Annotated in this window: 31 protein-coding genes; 26 read left to right on the forward strand and 5 right to left on the reverse strand. The window is 48.5% G+C overall.

Translation table 11 applies throughout. The features are described 5' to 3' along the window. The first annotated feature begins 55 nt into the window (after nucleotides 1–55). Nucleotides 56–304 (forward strand): hypothetical protein, encoded by a 249-nt coding sequence (locus P6574_RS07060; RefSeq protein WP_310619656.1) that lies wholly within the window; start codon nucleotides 56–58, stop codon nucleotides 302–304. Here the strand turns inward: P6574_RS07060 and P6574_RS07065 are convergent. Next, a complete protein-coding gene (locus tag P6574_RS07065; RefSeq protein WP_310619657.1) occupies nucleotides 301–684 on the reverse strand; it encodes a hypothetical protein in 384 nt (127 codons plus the stop codon). The two genes, P6574_RS07060 and P6574_RS07065, sit on opposite strands and share 4 nt — an antisense overlap. An 87-nt stretch (nucleotides 685–771) precedes the next feature. Further along, entirely contained in the window at nucleotides 772–945 is a 174-nt protein-coding gene (locus P6574_RS07070; protein WP_310619658.1) for a hypothetical protein, read from the reverse strand. Between the two features lie 145 nt (nucleotides 946–1,090). Here P6574_RS07070 and P6574_RS07075 point away from each other — a divergent pair, with 145 nt between their 5' ends. The 10 genes from P6574_RS07075 to P6574_RS07120 are packed head-to-tail and all read left to right on the forward strand — an operon-like array spanning nucleotide 1,091 to nucleotide 6,053. Then, nucleotides 1,091–1,576 carry a hypothetical protein gene (locus tag P6574_RS07075; protein WP_310619659.1) on the forward strand — a complete coding sequence of 162 codons (486 nt, stop codon included), beginning with the start codon at nucleotides 1,091–1,093 and terminating at the stop codon, nucleotides 1,574–1,576. Then, the gene (locus P6574_RS07080; RefSeq protein WP_310619660.1) at nucleotides 1,573–1,791 is read left to right on the forward strand and encodes a hypothetical protein; all 219 of its coding nucleotides are present in this window, start codon (nucleotides 1,573–1,575) and stop codon (nucleotides 1,789–1,791) included. Before P6574_RS07075 ends, P6574_RS07080 begins: the two co-directional genes overlap by 4 nt. Beyond that, nucleotides 1,788–2,606 carry a hypothetical protein gene (locus P6574_RS07085; RefSeq protein ID WP_310619661.1) on the forward strand — a complete coding sequence of 273 codons (819 nt, stop codon included), beginning with the start codon at nucleotides 1,788–1,790 and terminating at the stop codon, nucleotides 2,604–2,606. Before P6574_RS07080 ends, P6574_RS07085 begins: the two co-directional genes overlap by 4 nt. Next, on the forward strand, nucleotides 2,575–2,886 hold the full coding sequence (locus P6574_RS07090; RefSeq protein ID WP_310619662.1) for a hypothetical protein: 312 nt from the start codon (nucleotides 2,575–2,577) through the stop codon (nucleotides 2,884–2,886). The genes P6574_RS07085 and P6574_RS07090 overlap by 32 nt, the downstream gene beginning before the upstream one ends. A 15-nt stretch (nucleotides 2,887–2,901) precedes the next feature. Beyond that, a complete protein-coding gene (locus P6574_RS07095; protein WP_310619663.1) occupies nucleotides 2,902–3,192 on the forward strand; it encodes a hypothetical protein in 291 nt (96 codons plus the stop codon). After that, nucleotides 3,192–3,563, forward strand: a complete 372-nt coding sequence (locus P6574_RS07100; RefSeq protein WP_310619664.1) for a hypothetical protein — start codon at nucleotides 3,192–3,194, stop codon at nucleotides 3,561–3,563. Before P6574_RS07095 ends, P6574_RS07100 begins: the two co-directional genes overlap by 1 nt. Before the next feature lie 33 nt (nucleotides 3,564–3,596). After that, nucleotides 3,597–4,313 carry a Rha family transcriptional regulator gene (locus P6574_RS07105; protein ID WP_310619665.1) on the forward strand — a complete coding sequence of 239 codons (717 nt, stop codon included), beginning with the start codon at nucleotides 3,597–3,599 and terminating at the stop codon, nucleotides 4,311–4,313. Further along, the gene (locus tag P6574_RS07110; RefSeq protein ID WP_310619666.1) at nucleotides 4,310–5,086 is read left to right on the forward strand and encodes a DNA cytosine methyltransferase; all 777 of its coding nucleotides are present in this window, start codon (nucleotides 4,310–4,312) and stop codon (nucleotides 5,084–5,086) included. Before P6574_RS07105 ends, P6574_RS07110 begins: the two co-directional genes overlap by 4 nt. Beyond that, a complete protein-coding gene (locus P6574_RS07115; RefSeq protein ID WP_310619667.1) occupies nucleotides 5,083–5,409 on the forward strand; it encodes a hypothetical protein in 327 nt (108 codons plus the stop codon). The genes P6574_RS07110 and P6574_RS07115 overlap by 4 nt, the downstream gene beginning before the upstream one ends. A 38-nt stretch (nucleotides 5,410–5,447) precedes the next feature. Next, nucleotides 5,448–6,053 carry a transcription termination/antitermination NusG family protein gene (locus P6574_RS07120; RefSeq protein ID WP_310619668.1) on the forward strand — a complete coding sequence of 202 codons (606 nt, stop codon included), beginning with the start codon at nucleotides 5,448–5,450 and terminating at the stop codon, nucleotides 6,051–6,053. A 170-nt stretch (nucleotides 6,054–6,223) separates the two neighbouring features. On the opposite strand, the gene P6574_RS07125 is transcribed toward P6574_RS07120, so the two are convergent. Then, nucleotides 6,224–6,841 carry a sulfotransferase family protein gene (locus tag P6574_RS07125; protein WP_310619669.1) on the reverse strand — a complete coding sequence of 206 codons (618 nt, stop codon included), beginning with the start codon at nucleotides 6,839–6,841 and terminating at the stop codon, nucleotides 6,224–6,226. A gap of 223 nt (nucleotides 6,842–7,064) precedes the next feature. On the opposite strand from P6574_RS07125, the gene P6574_RS07130 reads away from it, so the two are divergent. Next, nucleotides 7,065–7,811 (forward strand): HNH endonuclease family protein, encoded by a 747-nt coding sequence (locus tag P6574_RS07130; RefSeq protein ID WP_310619670.1) that lies wholly within the window; start codon nucleotides 7,065–7,067, stop codon nucleotides 7,809–7,811. A 78-nt stretch (nucleotides 7,812–7,889) separates the two neighbouring features. On the opposite strand, the gene P6574_RS07135 is transcribed toward P6574_RS07130, so the two are convergent. Together P6574_RS07135 and P6574_RS07140 are read right to left on the reverse strand one after the other, a co-directional pair. Next, a complete protein-coding gene (locus tag P6574_RS07135; RefSeq protein WP_310619671.1) occupies nucleotides 7,890–8,090 on the reverse strand; it encodes a hypothetical protein in 201 nt (66 codons plus the stop codon). Further along, nucleotides 8,087–9,130: an SDH family Clp fold serine proteinase gene (locus P6574_RS07140; protein ID WP_310619672.1), complete on the reverse strand. Its 1,044-nt coding sequence runs from the start codon at nucleotides 9,128–9,130 to the stop codon at nucleotides 8,087–8,089. The genes P6574_RS07135 and P6574_RS07140 overlap by 4 nt, the downstream gene beginning before the upstream one ends. Nucleotides 9,131–9,208: 78 nt before the next feature. On the opposite strand from P6574_RS07140, the gene P6574_RS07145 reads away from it, so the two are divergent. The 14 genes from P6574_RS07145 to P6574_RS07210 all read left to right on the forward strand — a co-directional run bounded on the left by P6574_RS07145 (nucleotide 9,209) and on the right by P6574_RS07210 (nucleotide 18,466). Beyond that, nucleotides 9,209–9,460 carry a hypothetical protein gene (locus P6574_RS07145; RefSeq protein WP_310619673.1) on the forward strand — a complete coding sequence of 84 codons (252 nt, stop codon included), beginning with the start codon at nucleotides 9,209–9,211 and terminating at the stop codon, nucleotides 9,458–9,460. 316 nt (nucleotides 9,461–9,776) lie between these two features. Then, on the forward strand, nucleotides 9,777–10,133 hold the full coding sequence (locus P6574_RS07150; protein WP_310619674.1) for an HNH endonuclease: 357 nt from the start codon (nucleotides 9,777–9,779) through the stop codon (nucleotides 10,131–10,133). 132 nt (nucleotides 10,134–10,265) lie between these two features. Continuing rightward, a complete protein-coding gene (locus tag P6574_RS07155; protein WP_310619675.1) occupies nucleotides 10,266–10,724 on the forward strand; it encodes a P27 family phage terminase small subunit in 459 nt (152 codons plus the stop codon). Then, complete coding sequence (locus tag P6574_RS07160; protein WP_310619676.1) at nucleotides 10,721–12,508, forward strand: terminase large subunit; 1,788 nt, start codon at nucleotides 10,721–10,723, stop codon at nucleotides 12,506–12,508. The genes P6574_RS07155 and P6574_RS07160 overlap by 4 nt, the downstream gene beginning before the upstream one ends. Before the next feature lies 1 nt (nucleotide 12,509). After that, nucleotides 12,510–13,742, forward strand: a complete 1,233-nt coding sequence (locus P6574_RS07165; RefSeq protein ID WP_310619677.1) for a phage portal protein — start codon at nucleotides 12,510–12,512, stop codon at nucleotides 13,740–13,742. Next, nucleotides 13,720–14,562: a head maturation protease, ClpP-related gene (locus tag P6574_RS07170; protein WP_310619678.1), complete on the forward strand. Its 843-nt coding sequence runs from the start codon at nucleotides 13,720–13,722 to the stop codon at nucleotides 14,560–14,562. Before P6574_RS07165 ends, P6574_RS07170 begins: the two co-directional genes overlap by 23 nt. Before the next feature lie 11 nt (nucleotides 14,563–14,573). Then, nucleotides 14,574–15,740, forward strand: coding sequence for a phage major capsid protein (locus tag P6574_RS07175; RefSeq protein ID WP_310619679.1), 1,167 nt, complete (start codon nucleotides 14,574–14,576; stop codon nucleotides 15,738–15,740). Nucleotides 15,741–15,804: 64 nt separating this feature from the next. After that, nucleotides 15,805–15,930: a hypothetical protein gene (locus tag P6574_RS07180; RefSeq protein ID WP_310619680.1), complete on the forward strand. Its 126-nt coding sequence runs from the start codon at nucleotides 15,805–15,807 to the stop codon at nucleotides 15,928–15,930. Next, nucleotides 15,930–16,514, forward strand: coding sequence for a head-tail connector protein (locus P6574_RS07185; RefSeq protein WP_310619681.1), 585 nt, complete (start codon nucleotides 15,930–15,932; stop codon nucleotides 16,512–16,514). The genes P6574_RS07180 and P6574_RS07185 overlap by 1 nt, the downstream gene beginning before the upstream one ends. Beyond that, nucleotides 16,514–16,834: a phage head closure protein gene (locus tag P6574_RS07190; protein ID WP_310619682.1), complete on the forward strand. Its 321-nt coding sequence runs from the start codon at nucleotides 16,514–16,516 to the stop codon at nucleotides 16,832–16,834. Before P6574_RS07185 ends, P6574_RS07190 begins: the two co-directional genes overlap by 1 nt. After that, nucleotides 16,834–17,313 carry an HK97-gp10 family putative phage morphogenesis protein gene (locus P6574_RS07195; protein ID WP_310619683.1) on the forward strand — a complete coding sequence of 160 codons (480 nt, stop codon included), beginning with the start codon at nucleotides 16,834–16,836 and terminating at the stop codon, nucleotides 17,311–17,313. The genes P6574_RS07190 and P6574_RS07195 overlap by 1 nt, the downstream gene beginning before the upstream one ends. Then, a complete protein-coding gene (locus P6574_RS07200; RefSeq protein WP_310619684.1) occupies nucleotides 17,310–17,705 on the forward strand; it encodes a DUF3168 domain-containing protein in 396 nt (131 codons plus the stop codon). Before P6574_RS07195 ends, P6574_RS07200 begins: the two co-directional genes overlap by 4 nt. Before the next feature lie 2 nt (nucleotides 17,706–17,707). Further along, nucleotides 17,708–18,127, forward strand: a complete 420-nt coding sequence (locus P6574_RS07205; RefSeq protein WP_310619685.1) for a phage tail tube protein — start codon at nucleotides 17,708–17,710, stop codon at nucleotides 18,125–18,127. 9 nt (nucleotides 18,128–18,136) lie between these two features. Further along, on the forward strand, nucleotides 18,137–18,466 hold the full coding sequence (locus P6574_RS07210; protein ID WP_310619686.1) for a hypothetical protein: 330 nt from the start codon (nucleotides 18,137–18,139) through the stop codon (nucleotides 18,464–18,466). Nucleotides 18,467–18,490 lie beyond the last annotated feature (24 nt).

Consider the following 18,490-nt stretch of genomic DNA (forward strand, 5'->3'; position numbering starts at 1 on the left):
AATAGAATCCATCTTGATGATTGACAGATATGCAATTGCATACCATAGTCACTCTATGAAACATGATCTCCTAACCGAAATAGAAGACTATCTTGCTTGGCGCACTGAGATAGGTAAGCCGATTGGTCCGGTCTATTTCTGCAAGAAAAGTGCGAATAACCCTGTGCTTTTAGATCGGTTACGCAAAGGTGGAGATGTCCGCACCAAGACCGCTAAGCAAGTACGCAAGTTCATACGCGAAGACAAAAAACGCATTACAGGGGCAGATAATGAAAATGCCCCTGTGAGCGGGGAGGCGGCTTAAGTGGCATTCTTCTCTTTTAGTGCTTTAAGAATTAAACCTTTCAGGTACTCAGGGTTGGTGCACGCATCAACTCTCGGAATGTTAAGGCTCGATACTAGAGAATTTACATCACTCACGGAAATTTCCCCACACTTTCCCCGCTCTTGTAAAGTGGAAAGAAACATCCAGTTTGGGTCATACATGAAGCTCTGGTCTCGCGGGCGTTCAGGCGTCCACTTAAGGGATGTACCTGTAATGAAATTGTCCCATTCCACTCGAGCTTTCCAGAAGGCTGTTGCTGCGTCCGTATATGCGGCAATTAACTTCTCAACGTCTTCTAAAGCCCACTTTTTAGCAGCTATGGTTCTGTCACCCTTAGTGCTGTCCAAGTCAATCTTCATAGCAACATCTCCTTTCAAGTTGCTGTGTAACGAGCGTCCCCGCCACCTTGCACATTGGCGGGGCGCTCGAAAGGTTTGGGGTGGGGGTTATTGCAGTGTTGCTGTCCGGTTCGCGACCTCTTCCAGTCGCTTAACGCGATCCTCTAGCCTTGCTACTTGCCTAAGAGCCTTAACGGCCATGCTCTCAATGAGATTTACCCGATCCTCTTCACTGAAAGAGGAGGTGGTAGTTTTAGCATCTTCCGCCTTCTTGTTCCCCATAGCAGCGTTCTTTCCTTCTGCGGTGCTGTGACCTGAGCGCCCCGCCTTTTGGTCATTAGGGCGGGGTGCTCTCTTAAGCTTACGTAACGGAATGTAACGCATACGAAACCATCTGTAACCGTGATAACCAAAAGGCTCGGTCACTATGAACGCATCAAGAACGAACAGTCATTTAAACAACTGGGTTTGCGCCCTAACTCGAAAGCTTTTTGACGTGTTTGGTCGAGATGCTGCGTCCGTTACATTGGGTATTTCGAAGGCCAGCATAGACCGCTGTGAAAAGGCGCAACACTCGCAGAATCTTACACTCCTAGGATTGGTTACCTTGGAACGAGCAATGGTTAATGATGGGCTAGAGCCTATCTTTTCTAAAGCCCACCTTGAGGCCCTTGGCTATGAGGTAAGGAAACTCGACACGAGCCGTCCAAACGGCCCTCACGAAGCTGCAATCAATGTGATGACTGCAAGCTGTCAGGTGTTCGAGAACTTCACCAGAGCCATTGCAGACGGTCGTATATGCCCTGCTGAGAAAGCTGAGGCACTACCACTCATTGAAAGACTGGAAGAGGCAATCACAGCCGCAAAAGCGAGTTTTTATGAACCTACAGCAATGATGGAGGCAGCGGAATGACTACTCCTTTCACAACCCACCACAAGCATGAGAATTGCCCTTCCGCAAGGCTTGTATATCCACCTAAGCCTGAGCGTCCAGAAGCCATCTATAAGGTACGCGCTGGATACGTGGTTCTGATCCGTAGGGGCCTTTATCTCAAGGCTACATTCAACAGCATGAGCGAGGCTGTAACGGCTATCCATGAGCTTGAAACGGGGAGGGCGGCGGCGTGAGGGTGGGGTATATCAAACTGCATAGACAGTTCAAGGAGTGGGGTTGGTATCGGGACACACCAACCAAAAGCGTGTTCATTCATTTGCTCCTGACCGCTAACTATGAGGCGCGGGAATATCGCGGCCACAAGATACCAAAAGGGGCCGGAGTTTATGGCCGCAAAGCTCTTGCGGTAGAGCTTGATCTTTCAGAGCAGCAAATCAGAACAGCGCTAAAAAAACTCGAAGATACAGGGGAAATCAACCAACGATCAACCAGAAAATTTACAATAATATCAATAGTTAAGTGGGATGAATACCAGAATAGCAACCAACAGATAACCAACGAGCAACCAACAGATAACCAACAAGTAACCACACTTAAAGAAGATAAAAATAAAAAAACTATCCCCCCTTTATCCCCCCAAGAGGGGGAGGCGGCAGAGCCGCCGAAAAATAGGGGGACCCGCCTTCCTGATGATTGGACTGTTTCAAAAGAAAATATTGACAAAGCAACCTCGCTCGACATGAGCGCCGAGGAGATAATCCATGCAGAAATCACCTTCAAAAACCACTACAGCGCAATCTCAGGGCCAGCAGGGCGCAAGCTCGACTGGAACCCGATCTGGGAAAACTGGTGTCGTGAACTTGTCCGTCGTAGAAGGGAAAGCCCGCCTGCCAGAAGCTCACAACCAGACATGGCGGGAGTATTTGCAAAGCTCAGACGGGACGCGGGATGCGAAGGAGCTCATGAGCCGGATGTGGACCCGCAATCCGAATTTGTCGAAGGTCCAGTTATCGAGCTTGAAGCAACTCAGCGCCGCAGCACTGGGTGACAACCAGCCCTCGAAAGAAGAGGCAATCACTCTTGCTGAAAGGCTTGTCGGGTCGTTCCGTGAAGTGAAGTTTAACAACTCCGAGCAATTTGGATTAGCTCTTGCTGCCCTGTTTGAGCGCTACCCTTACGAGTTGGGGCTGATGGTGGCGCACCCGATTGATGGCCTGCCTAGCAAGCTGAAATTCTGCCCTTCCATCGCTGAAGTGAAGGAAGAGCTAGAGGAGCAGCGGAAGCTATTTGGGTACGTTGAAAGCGCCATTGCGCGGCTTGGAAGGTGAGGGGAGACAAGCAGCATGAGGCGAGCCGCAAAAGTAGACGCTAATCAATCCGAAATTGTCCAAGCCCTTCGCAGTGTAGGCGCAACGGTGACAAGCCTAGCTGCTGTTGGTGGAGGGGTGCCTGATTTGCTCGTGGGTTATCGCAGGGTCAATCACCTACTCGAAGTGAAACGGGAAACCATTCAGCCGGTCGAAAAGCTCCTGACACCTGACCAAGAGGAGTTTCACAAATTTTGGCGCGGCTGGCTGGAGATCGTAACGAATGCAGATCAGGCAATTGAGCTGATTACGAGGAGGGCGGCGTGATGAAACACTGGCACAACATGTCCCACAACGAGCGTTTACAATCAATCCGAGACTACACGGGCAATCTCCATGAGTATTCACTTGATGCTCAGGCGAGTATGAGCGGCGTTCAACGCTTCCTCCAAATCCGTAACTACTGGTGGGGCCAACGCACCAGTATCCCAGACAAAACAATGCTCATAGATGCGGAGATCAGGGGCAGGTTCAAGAAGCGCAAGCCAGACCTAGAAGAGCGAGATCAAGTCTTTCAGGGCTTGCTAAAACTGCATCATGGCGAGCCTAAAAAACCTGCAAAAAGGGAGACTGTAGAAGTCAGGGCGCGGGTGTTCCTACCTGTAACAGAGGTGATGACCCAGAGCGTAAATGCTTGAAGCTTCGACTATTTCTCCAGAAAGGAATTTGGAATGACTGATTTACTAGCTGCAAACAGTAACCATGCCTTGACTATGAGTAGTCGGGAGATAGCTGAGTACACGGGTAAGGAGCACTATAATGTCATTCGTGACGTTGAAAAGATGCTTGATGAACTGGAAATAGATCGCCTCAAATTTGAGGGCATCTTTAAGGATACGTATGGGCGGGACCAGAAGTGCTACAAGCTCCCGAAAGACCTTACCTTAACTCTGGTAGCTGGCTACAGCGTCAAGCTTCGCAAAGCTATCATTGACCGTTGGCAAGAGCTGGAAGAGCAGGCGGGGGCAGGGTTCAGAGTTCCTCAAAACTTCAAAGAGGCTCTTTTACTGGCAGCGGATCAACAACAGGTCATCGAGGACCAACAGAAGGTCATTGAAGAAAGTAAGCCTGCCGTTGCCTTCGTTGAAAACTACACCCGCGCCCAGACTGGCAATCTGAACTTTCGGGAAGTTTGCCGGAACCTCAAGGCTAATGAACGGGAGTTCAAACGCTTCCTTATTCAAAGAGGCGTTCTGGCGGATAAGAACAGCATCTATCCCTACAAGCACCATATCGAAGCAGGCCGGTTTAAAGTCACAGAAGGCTTGACTGATAACGGTCACGCATACCGACAGGCCCGATTTACTCCAAAAGGCTTTGAATGGGTTTCGCGGTTGTGGGCTGAGGAGCTGGGGCGGCGGGCATTGGAAGAGCAGGGGGCAGCGTGAACTATTACAACGAAATAGACCCATATGCAGCCCAATGGCTGCGCAATCTGATTTCAGAGCAATTAATTCCAGGAGGGGAAGTTGATGAGCGAGACATACGAGAGGTGGACCCAGACCGACTTAGAGGATTTCATCAGTGTCATTTCTTTGCGGGAATTGGGGGATGGAGCTACGCCCTCCAGCTCGCTGGATGGCCGGAAGAAAGATCAGTGTGGACCGGATCGTGCCCATGCCAGCCCTTCTCGACAGCAGGTAAGGGAAAAGGAACAAAAGACGCGCGGCACCTGTGGCCTGCCTGGTTTAGCCTCATTGAAGAGCGCTGCCCTCCAGTCATCTTTGGAGAACAAGTTGCGAGCAAGGCAGGGCTTGAATGGCTCGACATTGTACAAACTGACTTGGAAAACACGGGTTACGCCACAGGGGCGGCGGATTTGTGCGCTGCGAGCGTCAAAGCTCCCCACGTCCGACAGAGACTATACTGGTTGGGCCACTCCGACAGCCAGGGACTACAAGGACAGGGGCGACTTGTCGGGCGGCATGATCCGGAAGGATGGAAGGCTCAGAGACGACACTGTTCCGCGACAGATTTTTGGAGCGACGTTGATCGGGTCAATTGCTGGAGTAGAAAAATACGACCAATTAAATCCGGCTCATTCGGGGTGGTTAATGGGGTATCCGGAACAGTGGGACGCCTGCGCGGTTTTGGCAACGCCATAGTGCCTCAAGTAGCTGCAGAGTTTATCCAGGCGTTTGAGGAGGCAAGGGCAGCATGACCACAGACAGACTTATAACCCTAGAATTCATCAATGAGGATGCTTGCGAGAACTCAATCATTCAATGCTCCAGAGCCTCTATTCCAAGCATTATGGAGTGGTACGGGTGCTTTTACGCAGGTGATGATTATCATGTTTTCGCAAATGGAAGGCTGCTGAACAAGGACAGGAACGGTGAGTACGAGCCTCTTGTTTTGGATCTGGTGGCTAATGGAGGGCTGTATGATCAAGGCGGAGTATTCAAGCAAAGGGAAGAGCTTATTTGTCGCTCTCCAGCTAGAGAAAGGAACTCATCAAAACCTAACAGTAATTCAGGCGGTTAATTCACTTTTCGGGGCAATAGAAAGCGGTGGGCATAGACATGAGCACATTAGGTAACAAAAAAGAGACAAATCGGGCAATGCAGCGGGATTACGAGCTTATCAAAGCATTTGTGGAGTCTGGTAAATTCAATTGGTACGTTGCCCAGACAAACCCCAATTGTGAGGAGCGAGCCTACCAAAGTCTCAAGTCGATTACTCCTCTGGTCTGGCTTCCTATGATGCCATACACACGCAAAGCGCCACGCTCAAAGCGGCACTTGGACAACAGCAGGCCAATGTTTGTGCGCTATGTATTCGTTGGGCTGGATCCAAGGGACGGGTTAACAACAAGCCATTTACGCGGATGCGATGGCGTGGAAACCTTCCTTGCGAGTAAGAAGGATATTGAGCCTCATGTGGTCTGCGTAAAAGAGATGGTGAATATTGTAGATGCAGCCCATGACGCTCAGTTCAAGCAGAAGAATATTCTAGGCAAACACTTTGCCATTGGTGACAATGTGATGCTGGTTGCAGGTGCATTCGGAACTGTAGAGGGGACAGTGCGAGACATACGGGGCGGCGGCAAATCAGTACGTGTTGACCTGAAAGACACAGGGTCAGTTAAATCGGCAGTTGTGCCAATTGACAGTCTCGCGCTTGCTTAATATAGTTTTGCTCAGGACGATCTAGCGGATCTCTAGTGCACGGGCTTGACTAAGTCGCCATACCAAACGTAGCGAACTAGACGTGGACCCAGTCAACACAAGACGCTGAAAAGCGGAGTTGGCGCGAAGGGTTTTTATTGCCGGAATTTTGAGGAGCTGGTGTCTGGCTACTATGCCGGCAACTTACTTAATTGAGACTGAAACCTATGAAAGTCGCTTCGAGAGTTCGCTTTAGGAAAGGGTGTGCTGGGGACAGGTTTGCGCAAAAAGTCACATAGTGGTTCCCAGCCTTCTTGAACGGAATAGGTCAGGAGACGGTTCTTTGAGAAGGCATCCTGAACATTCTTAATATTCTGCTCGTAGCTTTTGATGATAACGTCGCGGTTCTCAATATTCCCGTTGAACCCTTTTTTTACTATTAAGTCATTGGATAGAAAAGAGGGGCCTAAATTTTTCCGTAGGATAGCTAGAACTGTACTTTCCATGCTTTCGTACCAGCTACGAGCATCTCTGATTGTTAAGATAAGTCTTGCTTTTGGGTAATAGGAGGCAAGTTCTCGCCAGAAAAGAGCGGCAGGCCAATCACATGCTGCCTTATAACCATTAAATACTTGATCCCAGTCTGGCTTATCTCCTTGGGCTATATTTTGCCACATAGCTAGACGCTTTGGGAATGGAAGTATTTCTGACATATGGTAACACGGGCCAACCCCAAGAGTTTCCAGTGCGAGCTTCAGCGAGACAGTACCTGTTCTCGGGTAACCTGTGCCAATGATAGAAAGTCCCATGTTTTACTCCAAAAGCGACTGTATATCGTTAACAAAGCTTCTATCTCATCAAAAAAACTGCAGCGAATCATATTTAAGTTACTTCAACTTTACTGAAGGAGGTCCGCCTAGCATCCTCCTCTAAGACCCTACCAAGGGCCGCTAGGGTTGATCTTCTAGCGTTTATTTTCTCCTCCACTCTGAGTATACTCAGAGGATTATTTTATGAATATAGGTGGACATAATGTACGGGCTTAAACGCAAGCTGATTGTGCTTGCATCATTAATATTTGTAGCAACTGGGGCGCATGCTGAGCCGCCTGTTAAGCTCTCCAAGAGCAAGATTTGCCATGCAACAGATAGTAAATGGTACAAGAGGACAAAGAACTACACATCTTATGATAGCTTAGATGAATGCTTAAAGGTAGGAAGACTACCCAAAGGCTATATCTACAAAGGTAATACGGCAATACCGCCGAAAGCCGTTTCAAGCTCCGGCACAAGTAAATCAGGAAAGTACGACCGGGATTATTTCGGTTCTTGGATTGATGATGATGGCGACTGTCAAAATACCCGCCACGAGCTACTTGCGAAACTCAGTACACAAAAGCCTAACTATACCTCTAATGGCTGCCGTGTTGTTCGCGGGCGTTGGTTAGACCCGTACACGGATCGGGTATATCTAGAATCCAAGAATCTGGATGTAGATCACCTAGTGCCGCTTAAATGGGCCTGGGACCACGGAGCGAATACCTGGAGCAAGTCAAAACGGGTACAGTTTGCGAACGATGAGCGTAATCTGTTTGCTGTAGATGCGGGAGAAAATAGGGCAAAGAGCGCTCAGTCACCGCTTACTTGGATGCCGCCAAATACTAAGTTTCATTGCGAATACATGACTAGATTTAAACGTGTCGTGTTGATCTATAAGCTACAATTCACACCACGGGAATCTCAGGCATATAATGCTAAAATGACCCAAGTTTGTGGGTAAAATAGGAATCTGCCCCTACCAAAGTACCCAGCTCATCAGCCGAGGATAGCGGAAGGTAGGGGCTTTTATTTCGATAAGCTAACGATGGGTTTTTACACTACCGTCTACTATACGCAAATGCACAGCCTCAAACTTACTATTGTCATCAACTCTAATAGCTGCTTTTTCATCCCAGCCCATTTTATGAGTAGCATGTGTGTTTTGCGGAGAGGTTGAGCGAAGTACTGGTAAGGCGCTGTCTTGATAACTTAGCGGGGCGCGTAGAAATTTATCGGTCATATTTCTTTCCATCCTTCGAAGTCCAATTGCACATCATAACTTGGAATTTCTTGTGGTGGCATTTCTCGGTTTGGTTGGTGTGTATAGGTGCACTTCTTAATTATTCCTTCCGTTACTCTGCGGCTACTGCCACCTTCCGTGCTCTCTATCAAGACGCGAGGGCAAGCAAACTGTACCTCTGGATTCTGTAGAATTGCATCCTGATTTTTGCAGTTGCGGCATAGTATATCCGGTGAGAAACTAGTTCTCATCTCCATTTCATCGGTTATATCTTCATATAGTGCGCTTAATAACTCATAAAGCTCCGGCGAAGCGTTCTCAATTTTTAAGCCAAGTTCACGTGCTTCACGTCTGTTAATGGTTCTGTCGTGGCTTCCAGAGTCACTACAGAGAAACTCAATAACCCTCTCTTTAATGTCAGGAGCAACTTTTTGATGATCTAGTAAGTTGCCTGCCAAGTCCCTAATTTGATTTCTGGTACGGTATATTTGCCCAAGCACCAGTGGGTGGACTTTGGCGGATAGCTCCGTAAGCACTTGTGCTTTACTATCATCATCTCTGATGGCTAGCTCATTTAAGGCTATGTCGAGATATCCTTGTACAGCCTCAACGCTAACCGCAACTCTTTGATGGGGTTGGTTTGGAACTTCTGGAGAAAGAGGACCATGCAAGCTTGGGTCAATAGGTCCTAATGTCGCTTGCTTTGTCATAATAATCTTATCAGTGCCTAAACTAATTAACGTTCCTGCACTATGCGCTTTAGTTGGAATAATGACCTCTAACTCATCGCAGAAAATGCGCAAAAGATTGACTATACGCCAAGCGGCTGAGGTATCGCCGCCAGAAGTATGAAGTATTAAACTGATCTTTTGGGTACCATTTCTCCATAACCTGTCTAAGTGCCGGACAAAATAATCAAAAGCATCATTGTTTATCTGCCCCTCCATGTGAGGTCTGTCGCTGGTAGCATACAGAATTACATTGGATTCTCTTAGCTTTTGAATTCTCTCAAAAAGAGTGAGTCTGTCTGAATACGCCATGTAACACCTCCCACGGTAAGCTAGCCCGTCATTCATGAGTAAGAACAACCCCCAAAAACTACTAAAACGAGAGAAAACATGGACGCACTCACAGCCCCGTGGCTTGGCCTTTATGCATTCAATGTCACTTGCTGGTTACAGGTAATGAAGCATATGGGAGTGGGTCTGAGTGATTACCAAAAGCACTACACTGACAGTAAAGGCCGTAGGATCAAGCTACGCATTGCTAAGCCTGTGCCAGAGGACCAGAGGCCAACAGTAGAAGAGGCACATAAGTACTGCGTTCGGAACTATAGAGAGACATTGGATAGACTGACGGAGGATGATTGAGAAATGAAAAGCCTACGCTACCTAATCCTCACTTGGGCTTTAACTCAATATATCAGGGCTAGGCTACGCGAAGGGCACAAACGCAAACAAATTCGCAAGATTATAAAGAAGGCCATATCAGAAAGAACGGAGCAGCACAGTAAGCCGATAACAAAGGGTGGAACACATAACCCGCGCCGTACTGTAGCAACACCCGTTCCACGGCCCATGCCTAAGAGATGACTGTTAGCATTCCATTTCACATGCCTACGGGTCAATAAAAACCATATTCCAACATAACCACTAGATTGGTGTGATTGATAGGATGGGTTGCTAAATGGCTGACAATAGAAGTGCTGCGGCCAAAGAATACAGGCGCTGGTACAACACAAAGCGTTGGCACAGGCTCAGGCAGAAGGCTTTAGTAAGAGACGGGTATAGATGCCAGAAGACTGGAGAGATCCTATCCGGTAAGAAACCTGAGCCAAACTCTCCAATAGCAGATCATATTATTCCCCACAAAGGAGATCCCAAACTCTTCTGGGATTTAGATAACATCCAAACAGTCAGCAAAGCCTATCACGACAAGCAGAAACAGCTGCAAGAGAAAAGAGGCTACTCGACTGATTGTGACGATGAGGGGTGGCCGGTTGATCCGGCTCATCCTGCCAATAGAGGAAGGCAAGGGCGTTAGGTATCAGTTCGCTGCTCCAAGGGGTGGGGGGGTCTAAAGTCTGGAAATATAAGGGTTCTAAGACCGGACTGGGGGAAAAGCGCACAAAAAGCTCTAATTGAAATGAGAAAACCCACCAGAGGAAGAGACACGATGAGAGGCAAAAATCCAACGGCTGATGTGGTGAGTATAGGCACAGGCTTTGAAGGCGATAGTATTGAAATCGCTAAACAAAGGGCGCGTGAGCTGCGTCCTGATTACATCAAAGGTGATGTGCGTAAGATGTGGGATCGTCTTGCTCCATCGCTCTGTTTATCGAGTAATTCTAGGCTAAATAATCCCCTTTTTATACCCCTTTTTGTCGAGTATTGCGTGAAATGGGTAGAATTTCAGGAACTAAAAGAGTTCCTTTCTGAAAACGGGAATACCTATAAAGTCTCTGGCCGGAACGGCGACCAAATCAAGAATTATCCAGAGGTCGCTCAGTGCAATCAGACATTCAGTCATATCCTGACGCTAGCGCGTGAATATGGGCTAACCCCATCTTCTTCAAGAGCCTTTACTGCTGGCCTTGCTGTCAATCCAACTGGTAACGATTCCGATTTTACATGAGAACAAACCCTGAGCGTGATCCTGTCACGGCTTGGGCGGAGGATGTGGACGCAGGCCGTATAGTAGCGGGGCCGCACATTCGCGCCTCTGCACGGCGGCACCTGACTGACTTGGAGGACGGGCATAAGCGCGGCCTAATCTGGGACGCAAAGGCGGCTCTGGATACGATTGAGTTTTTCCCTCGTAAGCTTAGGCTGAACGGTGGCGAGTTTGAAGGTATTCCTTTTCACTTACACCCCTCTCAAAAGTTTCGCGTAGGCTCTATCTTCGGCTGGAAGAATAAAGAGACAGGATTTCGGCGGTTCCGGCGTTTTTATGATGAGGAAGGGAAGGGCAACGGAAAATCCCCTATGCTGGCAGGTATTGGTATGGTGGGACTTTTGAAGGATGGAGAAAATAGAGCGCAAATATACTCTGCTGCCGCCAAAAAAGATCAGGCTGATATTCTCTTTCAGGATGCTGTGGCTATGCGCGAGCAATCACCAGCGCTAGCCAAGGCTATTAGAGCGTCAGGAGTAGAGCCTGTTTACCAGCTTACCTATATAGGGAAGCAAGGGGATAAGCGGATTTTTAAGCCAATATCTTCCGACAAAAAGAAATCGGGGCACCGCCCTCATATGGCTCTCTGCGATGAGGTCCATGAGCATCCAGACAGAACTACAATTGATATGCTGGAACGTGGATTTAAGCAGAGGAAACAGCCGCTCCTTGCTATGGCGACGAATGCGGGGACTGACCGACATTCAGTCTGTTATGAGGAACACACCCACGCAAAGAACGTGGCGCATGGACTTGTTGAAGATGACACAACCTTTTCTTTCGTCTGCTCACTGGATGAGGGGGACGATTGGGAGAATGACCCGAGCTGTTGGATTAAGCCTAACCCATTACTCGGCACAATCTTAACTGAGGAATACCTTGCCATTCAGGTTAAGCAGGCCAAGGATATTCTAGGGCGCAGGAATGGCATAGCGCGGCTTCACTTTTGCGAATGGACGGATTCAGAAACAGCCGCATTTTCTCGCGAAGTTTGGATGAAATGCGTTGGCGAAGTCGATGAACGGGAAATGATCGAGGCGGGCTACCCTTGCTATGGTGGTCTTGATCTATCAAGGACGAAAGACTTTACAGCCTTTTCCCTGACATGGGTTCTGGACGATACAAAAGACGCTCAAATCTTCAAAAGCAAAACATGGTTTTGGACACCTGCTGACACCTTGAGACAACGCGCACAAGAAGACGGTCGCGACTACGATATATGGGCTGAGCAGGGGTATATTGAACCAGTTAAAGGCGTTCGCATTTCTTGGCGCTGGCTAGCTGAAGCAATTGCTGAAATTTGCGGCAGAGTACAGCCTGAACAAATTGGGTGTGACGAATACGGGCTAGATAACTTAGCGGATCACCTAAACGAAATAGGTGCATGCCTCCCAATTATTAAACATCCTCAAGGCTTCCAAAAGAAAGTGATTGAAGTCGACAAAACCAAACCGGAAGGCGAACAGGAAGTTTACCTCTGGATGCCTGACTCTATCATTAAATTCGAGAATGCAGTCTTAGAGCAGCGGACCACCGTTGAGCGGAACCTGATGATGAATAACTGCGTAGGAAACTGCACCTATGCAGAGAATAGAACAGGGCACCGCATGTTCGACAAAGAGAAGGCTACGGGGCGCATTGATGGCATGGTGTCTATGGCAATGTCGATAGGTATGGCGACTTGTCGGGAGCGGTTTAGCCAAGGCCCTTCAGTCTACGAAACGCGCGGGATTAGAATGGTGTAGAATGGGATTATTTGATTATTTTAAAAGCAAATCTCTTGCACCAAAAGCGCAAAGTTCGGCTGGGACGTTTCGCGGATTTGATGATCCGGCGTTTTTGGAATTTATCCGCTCCGGAGCGGGTGCAGAAACAGAGTCCGGTGTTACTGTTACAGTTGAAAAAGCGCTGAAGAATACAACTCTTATGCGCTGCGTTTCTCTTATCTCGTTTTGTATCGGTAATTTGCCGCTGCACTTGAGAGAGAGGGATACTAAACATAAGGCTGAGCAACATCCTTTATACTCTCTGCTTCAAAAGCCAAACAACTGGCAAACACGATTCCAGTTCCGTTCATTAATGCAATATCGAGCACTCGTTTATGGGGATGCTTACGCTAGAATAATTTGGAGCGGTCAAAAGCCTATAGCTTTAATCCCTATCAGTAATGAGCGGATCAAGCCCAAGCAGCTTGATAATTTTGATGTTCTGTATGAGTACACAAGTCCTAATGGTCGGCAAATCACACTCAACTGGAAAGATGTTTTCCATATTTCCTATGGCATTTCGCATGACGGGCTAACAGGCGTTTCGTTGGTCAAGGAAGCTGCGGAGGCTATCGGCCTCGCGATCCAGACGGAAAAAGCGGCGGCAAGGCTCTTTACTAAAGGAATGCTGGCTGGTGGGGCGCTTGAGGCTACTGGTGCGCTGTCAGATGAGGCTTTCAATCGACTTAAGAAGTCAATGGAAAAGCACGAGGGCGCTGATAACGCTCACCAATGGCTAATCTTAGAAGAAGGGTTGAAAGCAAACACCTTCAACCAAACGGGCCGCGATAGTCAGCACATAGAAACCCGTAAACATCAAATAGAAGAAATAGCACGACCCTTTGGCGTCCCAAGGCCACTACTCGGCGTAGATGATACCTCATGGGGATCTGGGATTGACGTTCTAGGGCAGTTCTTTGTTCGATACGGCCTGAATCCTTGGTTCGTTGCTTGGGAGCAAGCGATTGAGCGCGACCTCCTGAGTGATCGGGAAGCTACTCAATATGAGGCCAAGTATAACGCTAACGCGCTTCTTCGTGGATCAATGAAGGAGCAAGCTGAATATTGGGCCTTAGCTCTCGGCGCGGGCGGGCATCATCCGTGGCTACTGCAAGAAGAGGTTCGAGAATTGGATGATCGGCCACGGGCAGCCGATCTAGGCAAAGGCTTTGCACATAAAGAGGCTACAAATGTCACTACGGAATCTACCTGAAATTCAAGCGTTTTCACTTCCTGAGACATGCGAGTTTATGCCTGATGAGCAGGCCTACAATGCGTGGGATGCAGGCCTAATCAGCGCTAAGTCAGGAGACAATAAAATCTCAATCCTTGGGGTGATTGGGCAAAGCTTTATGAATCCTGAGGGCGTGACTGCGAACCGTATTTCTGCGGCTTTAAGGTCTATCGGTGATCGGGATGTGGTTGTTGATATAAACAGTCCTGGGGGGAGCTACTTTGAAGGCGTGTCAATCTACAGCCTTTTGAAAGAACACCCCGCGAAAGTCACAGTCCGCATTCTTGGGCAAGCGGCGTCTGCTGGCTCTGTAATTGCAATGGCTGGCGACGAAATTCAGATCAGCAAAGCAGGGACTCTCATGATCCATCTTGGTTCTGTTGGTCTTTATGGTAACCGGAATGCGCACATGAAAGCAGTTGACGCGCTGGACCGTGTTGATGACGCAATGGCTGGTGTTTATGCCGATAGAGTAGGCATCGACCTAATACAGCTAAAAGCGTGGATGGCAGAAGAGACGAATTTCAGCGGCTCCGAGGCTGTATCTAAGGGCCTTGCAGATTCCTATCTCCCAAGTGACCAAATTTCCTACGACCAAACACGGGCAGAAGCGGAAGAGCTGTTAAAGCCTGAACGTAAAACAGAATACGCCCTTATGAGGGCAGGACTATCACGCGATGAGCGCCGTAGCCTCATTGGTGACCTTAAGGGTTCAGCCGTAGCGGACCCGCAAAGCCAAGCCGTAGCTGGCGATTTTGTGAGCGCGGTGAGAGCCGCAACTGAAACTCTGAAATCCTAAAGGGAAATTCAATGACAACTCCTGAAGCAGTTGCAGCTGTAAGTGAGCTGCAAAAGACCTTTTCTGAATTCAAGGCTGCGAGTGATGAGCAGATAAAATCTAAAGCTGACGATGTAATCGTTACAGAAAAACTTGATCGCATTAACAACGCAGTGTCCGATATGCAGGCCGCGATTGACCAAGCCAACATTCAAATCGCCGCCAATCAGCTCAATGGTGGTGCTAACGGTCCTGTTGATGCTGAGTACACAGGGGCCTTTGAGGCACATGTTCGGGCAGGTGAAATTCAAGCGTCCCTAAGTAAAGGGACTGATGAAAAAGGGGGCTATGTCACTCCTATTGAGTGGGACCGAACCATCACCGACAAGCTGGTTGAAATCTCACCAATGCGTCAAGTCTGCGGCGTGATAAGCACTTCAAAGGATGGTTATTCCAAGCTGCTCAATCTACATGGGGCAAGTTCTGGCTGGGTAGGTGAAACGGACGCCAGACCAAATACAAACAGCCCTCAGTTCGCCCAAATGGAATTCTCAACTGGAGAAATTTATGCTAACCCCTCCGCAACTCGGCAGTTGCTGGATGACGCAGAAATCAACATTGAAAGCTGGCTAGCAAGTGAAGTTCAACAGGAGTTTTCAGTTCAGGAAAACTTGGCTTTTATTGCGGGGGATGGCAATAAAAAACCCAAAGGGCTGCTTACTTACGTTGATGGGGAGGCAAACGCTAGCGCCAACCCTCTAGGGCCTATCGAACAAGTTGTTGCAGCCTCTGCGACAGGTGTTACCCCCGACGAACTGCTTGACCTGATTTATGACCTCCCATCCACCTTCCAAGGCTCTGCCCGCTTCTTGATGAACCGGAATAGTCAAAAGGCAATCCGTAAACTCAAAGATAATGATGGGAATTACCTCTGGCAGCCTAGCCTAGTTGCAGGGCAACCTTCTTCCCTTTTGGGGTACCCTCTCACTGACGTTGGCGGGTTCCCAGATATGACTACAGGGGCAATCCCAATCGCCTTTGGTGACTTCAAGCGCGGGTACAAGATCATTGATCGCATCGGTGTTCGTATTATCCGTGATGAGCTTACCAATAAGCCCAACGTCCAGTTCTACACCACCAAGCGCGTAGGCGGCGGTGCTGAAAACACCGAATGCATGAAGGTCATCCGCATGGCTTAAGCCCTGCAAAATATCAACTCAACAAAGGGGCAATTACTGCCCCTTTTTTCATGGAGAAATGGAAGTGACAGCAAAGACCACACAAGCCAAACCAACAGATACCAAAGACCGCAAGCAAAGCATGACAGAAGAGCAGATTAAAGCCTCCGGCCTTTCTGGTTCTGTCTACGGCTACAAGGCGTCAAAATAATGCAACCACCTGTCTTGATTACCCCTCCTTCCGAGCAAGTCCTATCTCTGGAAGAGACAAAGCGGCATTGCCGTGTCGATAGCTCGGATTTTGACACTGAGATACAGGCTCTCATTGATACGGCTACAACTCATTTGGACGGCTATTCGGGTACTCTAGGCAGGTGCTTATGTAATCAGGAATGGCAGATTCAAGGCTCCTGCTTTGGCTATGATATTGCTATCACACTGCCGTTTCCTGATGTTTCTTCTGTGTCTGTTAAGTATCTGGACAGAGACGGGCAAGAACAGGTTTTCAGCGATGTTAATTATGAGCTTGGCAATAGCTATCTAGGCTCGTTCATTCAGCTCAAAAGCGGCGTGTCATGGCCTGAAATAAATGGTAGCTTAAGCGCCGTTTCTATCCAGTTCGTTGCGGGCTACGGCGGGGCTGAGGACGTGCCTGCCGATATCAAAACCGCAATGTTGATGATGATAGGGCACTGGTTTGAACACAGCGAAAGTGTAGCTGTTGGTGTAGGCGCAAGTGAAGTGCCCCTGTCGTCGCAATTCCTTCTCAACAAGTACCGTTTCAGGAAATTCTAATGCAAGCTGGGATGCTTAAGGAGCGGGCGGCGTTCTTGGTGCGTGGCGCTGTTGTGAGCGCTGGCGGTGGTGAGACTGTTACTTGGACAGAATCTTATTCATGTTGGGCGGGCTTCAAGCAAGAGCGGATGAAAGAGCGCGTAGAGGCGGGCAGATTGGATGCTCCGGCCTCCGGCGTTCTAACAGTCCGGTATTGCTCAGAAGCTTCCCAGATCACTACCAGCGACCGCGCAACGCTCGGCGGCGTTGAGTTCAATATCCTCTCGGTTACGCCTGACACATTCAAGAAATTCATAGAGATGTATCTGGAGGCTGTTTGATGGCTGATGGAATTAAGCTCAGCAATCCAAATTTCAAAAGCAGCATGGCACGGCTGCGCAAGATTGCACCTAACTTAGACAAGGAAGTTGAGAAGGCGCAAAAGCGCTCAGCTCAAGAGGTTGCAGAGTATGCAAAGCTGAATGCTCCAACGGGGGAAACAGGAAGGCTCAAAAACTCAATTCGAGCCGTCAATCTACGAGAAGCCAAGCAAGAGGACTTTCATAAAGACGATAGGGTGATGAGCCACAGCTCGTCCGGTTGGGGCATTGTGATGATGTTCTACTGGCAATTCGTGGAGTTTGGTACAGCCGCAAGACATGCGCGGAAATTCCGCAAATCACGCAAAACCCAAGGCAATAGAAGCGGTACTCCTGCGCGGCCATTTTTTTGGCCTGCTTATCGCAATGTCAGAAAGAAGCATAAGGGCCGTATGAGCCGCGCCATGAACAAATCAATCAAGGATGCACTCAAGAAATGAGCAGCTACTCCAATGCATTACAGATTGCTGTACGCCAAAATATTCTTGGCGCTAACACGGGCGCTCATTCTGTTCTGGATCATCAGGCCGATGATGATGCGCGGCACCCATTAATCCAAATCGGCAATTGGCAAATCATCTCCGATGATGTGAGCGGGTTTAATGGAACCGACCGTTTCTTAGACCTTCATGTCTGGTCGATGAAGACGGACAAAGAAGAAGTTAATACCATTTTGGATGCGCTTTACTCGGCTTTTCACGCAAGTGAATTGACGGTTGAAGGGCTGCGTTCCTGCCATGTTTACATTGAGAAAACCTTAGTCCTTGAAGACCCCGAAGCGGAAGCAATGCACGGGGTAATCACCCTTAAAATCCATTGTAGAGAGGAATAGATATGGCTGAACAACAAGGCAGAATACTGCTGCTTAAAATCAAGTCCGATGGCGGCAGTTATGACCAAGTGTGTGGGATTAAATCTCGCTCTTTGTCGGTGAGTAATAACATGTCAGATACAACCACTGCAGATAAGGATGATGCGTCTAAAAAGCTTAGCTCCTCATCTATCTATGGCATCCAATCAGTTGCCCTCTCTGGCTCGGGAATTAGCCAAAGCGACGATGTTCTCAAGACATTGAATGAAGCAGCATTGGGGCCAAGTGCTCTAGAAACTCAGGTGGTTGTCCCGGGCATAGGAACTTACGAAGGTAGCGCCCTTATTGAAACCTTTGAGTTTACCGGCGAACTTGAAGAGGCTCTTGGTTTCAGTATCTCCTTGAAAATGTCTGGTGAAGTGACCTTCACAGCGGAAACGTAAGAGGTCACTGTGAAAAAGCCAAACAAAGCACGGGGTGAGGTGGCTCTTAAAATTGGAGAGCATGACCTCATTTTATGCGCGGAAATGGAGCGGCTGGAACAGTTTGAACAGGCCACAGGCGGGGTTAATATCTCTCAGCTTCTGTTTGATATTAGATCGCAAAAGGCCTCCACATTAAAGGCTGGTGTTCTTTCTCTGACAGTTGCCGGAGATGCTGACAAAGCATGGAAGAGCCAAACGGGGATACTGCAATTCCCGTTTATTATGGAAGCCTTGATGACCGCCTTGTGTCCTGAGGTGGAGGAAAAAAAGCCGGAAGCCGAGGCGGAGAGACCTTAGAGCATTTTCCGTTTCGGCAGTGGC

This window comes from Pseudovibrio sp. M1P-2-3, from assembly GCF_031501865.1.
GTDB lineage: Bacteria > Pseudomonadota > Alphaproteobacteria > Rhizobiales > Stappiaceae > Pseudovibrio > Pseudovibrio corallicola.

What these genes read in the sequence shown, in the direction of transcription:
- P6574_RS07130 (WP_310619670.1), top strand. Translation starts at nt 7,065, where the DNA reads ATGTACGGGCTTAAACGCAAGCTGATTGTGCTTGCATCATTAATATTT.
- P6574_RS07190 (WP_310619682.1), top strand. Translation starts at nt 16,514, where the DNA reads ATGCAAGCTGGGATGCTTAAGGAGCGGGCGGCGTTCTTGGTGCGTGGC.
- P6574_RS07165 (WP_310619677.1), top strand. Translation starts at nt 12,510, where the DNA reads ATGGGATTATTTGATTATTTTAAAAGCAAATCTCTTGCACCAAAAGCG.
- P6574_RS07160 (WP_310619676.1), top strand. Translation starts at nt 10,721, where the DNA reads ATGAGAACAAACCCTGAGCGTGATCCTGTCACGGCTTGGGCGGAGGAT.
- P6574_RS07070 (WP_310619658.1), bottom strand. Translation starts at nt 945, where the DNA reads ATGGGGAACAAGAAGGCGGAAGATGCTAAAACTACCACCTCCTCTTTC.
- P6574_RS07185 (WP_310619681.1), top strand. Translation starts at nt 15,930, where the DNA reads ATGCAACCACCTGTCTTGATTACCCCTCCTTCCGAGCAAGTCCTATCT.
- P6574_RS07060 (WP_310619656.1), top strand. Translation starts at nt 56, where the DNA reads ATGAAACATGATCTCCTAACCGAAATAGAAGACTATCTTGCTTGGCGC.
- P6574_RS07205 (WP_310619685.1), top strand. Translation starts at nt 17,708, where the DNA reads ATGGCTGAACAACAAGGCAGAATACTGCTGCTTAAAATCAAGTCCGAT.
- P6574_RS07135 (WP_310619671.1), bottom strand. Translation starts at nt 8,090, where the DNA reads ATGACCGATAAATTTCTACGCGCCCCGCTAAGTTATCAAGACAGCGCC.
- P6574_RS07200 (WP_310619684.1), top strand. Translation starts at nt 17,310, where the DNA reads ATGAGCAGCTACTCCAATGCATTACAGATTGCTGTACGCCAAAATATT.
- P6574_RS07065 (WP_310619657.1), bottom strand. Translation starts at nt 684, where the DNA reads ATGAAGATTGACTTGGACAGCACTAAGGGTGACAGAACCATAGCTGCT.
- P6574_RS07120 (WP_310619668.1), top strand. Translation starts at nt 5,448, where the DNA reads ATGAGCACATTAGGTAACAAAAAAGAGACAAATCGGGCAATGCAGCGG.
- P6574_RS07080 (WP_310619660.1), top strand. Translation starts at nt 1,573, where the DNA reads ATGACTACTCCTTTCACAACCCACCACAAGCATGAGAATTGCCCTTCC.
- P6574_RS07115 (WP_310619667.1), top strand. Translation starts at nt 5,083, where the DNA reads ATGACCACAGACAGACTTATAACCCTAGAATTCATCAATGAGGATGCT.
- P6574_RS07175 (WP_310619679.1), top strand. Translation starts at nt 14,574, where the DNA reads ATGACAACTCCTGAAGCAGTTGCAGCTGTAAGTGAGCTGCAAAAGACC.
- P6574_RS07075 (WP_310619659.1), top strand. Translation starts at nt 1,091, where the DNA reads ATGAACGCATCAAGAACGAACAGTCATTTAAACAACTGGGTTTGCGCC.
- P6574_RS07145 (WP_310619673.1), top strand. Translation starts at nt 9,209, where the DNA reads ATGGACGCACTCACAGCCCCGTGGCTTGGCCTTTATGCATTCAATGTC.
- P6574_RS07150 (WP_310619674.1), top strand. Translation starts at nt 9,777, where the DNA reads ATGGCTGACAATAGAAGTGCTGCGGCCAAAGAATACAGGCGCTGGTAC.
- P6574_RS07140 (WP_310619672.1), bottom strand. Translation starts at nt 9,130, where the DNA reads ATGGCGTATTCAGACAGACTCACTCTTTTTGAGAGAATTCAAAAGCTA.
- P6574_RS07100 (WP_310619664.1), top strand. Translation starts at nt 3,192, where the DNA reads ATGAAACACTGGCACAACATGTCCCACAACGAGCGTTTACAATCAATC.
- P6574_RS07155 (WP_310619675.1), top strand. Translation starts at nt 10,266, where the DNA reads ATGAGAGGCAAAAATCCAACGGCTGATGTGGTGAGTATAGGCACAGGC.
- P6574_RS07195 (WP_310619683.1), top strand. Translation starts at nt 16,834, where the DNA reads ATGGCTGATGGAATTAAGCTCAGCAATCCAAATTTCAAAAGCAGCATG.
- P6574_RS07125 (WP_310619669.1), bottom strand. Translation starts at nt 6,841, where the DNA reads ATGGGACTTTCTATCATTGGCACAGGTTACCCGAGAACAGGTACTGTC.
- P6574_RS07170 (WP_310619678.1), top strand. Translation starts at nt 13,720, where the DNA reads ATGTCACTACGGAATCTACCTGAAATTCAAGCGTTTTCACTTCCTGAG.
- P6574_RS07095 (WP_310619663.1), top strand. Translation starts at nt 2,902, where the DNA reads ATGAGGCGAGCCGCAAAAGTAGACGCTAATCAATCCGAAATTGTCCAA.
- P6574_RS07105 (WP_310619665.1), top strand. Translation starts at nt 3,597, where the DNA reads ATGACTGATTTACTAGCTGCAAACAGTAACCATGCCTTGACTATGAGT.